The organism is Frankia sp. CcWB2 (assembly GCF_977927585.1).
In genome coordinates, this window is record NZ_CDWRCM010000049.1 from 21,650 (window position 1) to 23,930 (window position 2,281).

The following is a 2,281-nucleotide window of genomic DNA, read 5'->3' on the forward strand; positions in this document are numbered from 1 at the left end:
CCTATGTCCTCCGGTTCGGCATGAATTCGAACCCAACCGTCCACGGGGCGTCATATCTCTCCGTCGCGATAGGTATCGGGCTGGGCTGGCTCGCCATGCTCGGCGCCGCCGATACCTATCAGACGAAATATCTGGGCATCGGAACCGAGGAATACCGGCGGATCAGCGTCGCGACGTTCCGACTGTGGGGCACGACGGCGATCCTCTCCTACGTCCTGCGCGCAGAAGTCGCTCGCGGGTTCTGTCTGGTGGTCCTGCCGCTGGGGCTGCTGCTGCTGATTACCGGTCGGATGCTCGCCCGCCGGCGGCTGGTGGCGGCTCGGCGGGCCGGCCGTGCCCGCCACCGGGTTGTCGTCGTCGGTGACCGTAGCACGGTGGCCGAACTCGTCAGCGAGTTCCGATATGAACCCGCGGCCGGATTCGAGATCGTCGGCGCATGCCTACCCCGGCAGGACGACTACTCGGCCGATTATTTTCCCTTTCCCGTCCTCGGTGCCCTGCCGGCGCTGCGGTCCGCCGTCGCCCGCGCTATGGCCGACACGGTGGTGGTCGCCTCATCCGCGGCGGTCAACATCGAAGCCGCCAAGCGGATCGCCTGGGACCTCGAGGGGACCGGTGTCGATCTCGTCATCGCGTCGAGTATGGCCGGAATCGCCGGACCGCGGGTTTCCCTGCGGCCGATCGCAGGTCTCCCCCTGCTACACGTGGAGAGCCCGGTCTATACCGGTTGGCGAAAGGTCGCCAAAGACATCTTCGACCGAATCCTTGCCGCCATGGCCCTCGTTACCCTGTCTCCGCTGCTGCTTCTCGTCGCGTTGACCATCCGGGTCGACAGCACCGGACCGGCGTGGTTTCGCCAGACCCGGGTGGGTAAGGACGGCCGCGAGTTCCAGATCCTCAAGTTCCGGACGATGTACGTGGACGCCGAACGGCGCCGGGCAGCCCTGGAGGAGCGCAACGAGGCTGACGGGCCACTTTTCAAGATTCGCGACGACCCCCGCGTCACTCGGGTCGGACGGACGCTACGGCACCTGTCGATCGACGAGCTGCCGCAACTCGTCAACGTCCTCCGCGGCGAGATGTCGCTGGTGGGGCCGCGGCCGCCGCTGCCGGCAGAGGTCGCTCAATATCACGACTCCGTCCACCGTCGATTCAAGGTCAAGCCCGGCCTGACCGGACTGTGGCAGGTAAATGGGCGTTCAGAACTGCCCTGGCGGGACGGGGTGCGGCTCGACCTCTACTATGTCGAGAACTGGTCGATCATGCTCGACCTCGCCATCATCGCCCGGACTGTTCGCGCCGTTCTGCGGCGGTCCGGCGCATTCTAGGCTGGCGGAAGGGGCGGATAGCCGGCCCGCCAGTCGGCCCGCCGAGTCCAGACGACGCGCCAGCCGCCGCTCCCGGCGCCGGCCGGCCGGCCGGTTACCGTGGCGAGGGCCGCCCGCAGCGCCACCCCGAGGAGCAGCATCGCCAGACACACCGTCCGGCGCCACCCGGTCCAACGGGTCCGCGCCAGTGTCACCTTGCCCGTCATCACCAGCACGTGCTTGTCCGCCCATCCGGCGGAGGACGCACCGCCATGGTGAACCACGACCGCGCCGGGTGTGATCACGGGATCCAGGCCGGCTCGGCGGGCCCGGATCGACAGGTCGACGTCCTCGCCGTACATGAAGAAACGGGGGTCGAAGCCACCGAGCTGCTCGAACAGCGCGCGTGGGATGAGCAACAGGCAGCCCGTCACCACCCCCACGGCCCGAACCGTGTCGCGAGGCCACGGTCCCATTGATTCGGGATCGAACAGGGCCGAACGCCGGAAGGCGGTGGACAGTCCGAGGCCGAAGCACACATGGCTCCAGACGGTCGGGACAGCCCAGCACGACCTGGGGTCGATGGTCCGGTCCGGACCGAGGGTGCGACCGCCGTAGATGCCGTGCCTCGGGTTGGCCCGCGCGAAGTCCAGCAGGTTCGCGACCGCGCCGGGGAGCACCACCGTGTCGGGGTTGAGGAGGAGCAGGTACTCCCCCTTCGCGTGGGAGGCCGCGAGGTTGACCGCCCGGCCGAAGCCGAGGTTCGTCCTCTGCTCGATCAGGTTCACCGCGGGAAACCGACCACGGATGATCGAGACAGAGTCGTCCGTGGAGGCGTTGTCCAGGACGATCATCTCGGTCGCTAGACCGTCGGACGCGGCTACACAGGACTCCAGGCATGCCGCCGTCATGGCGCCGGTGTTGTAGGAGACGATCAGGATCGAGACGTCGACGCCCATTTCCCTCTCCAGCCC

General features: G+C 67.8%; 2 protein-coding genes. One reads left to right on the top strand and one right to left on the bottom strand.

From position 1 onward, the window contains the following. On the top strand, nucleotides 1-1,328 hold a 1,328-nt coding region (locus ACY45C_RS07730), incomplete at its 5' end, for a sugar transferase (RefSeq protein WP_462186944.1). Here the strand turns inward: ACY45C_RS07730 and ACY45C_RS07735 are convergent. Then, the coding region (locus ACY45C_RS07735; RefSeq protein ID WP_462186945.1) for a glycosyltransferase family 2 protein at nucleotides 1,325-2,281 on the bottom strand (957 nt) is incomplete at its 5' end. The genes ACY45C_RS07730 and ACY45C_RS07735 overlap by 4 nt on opposite strands.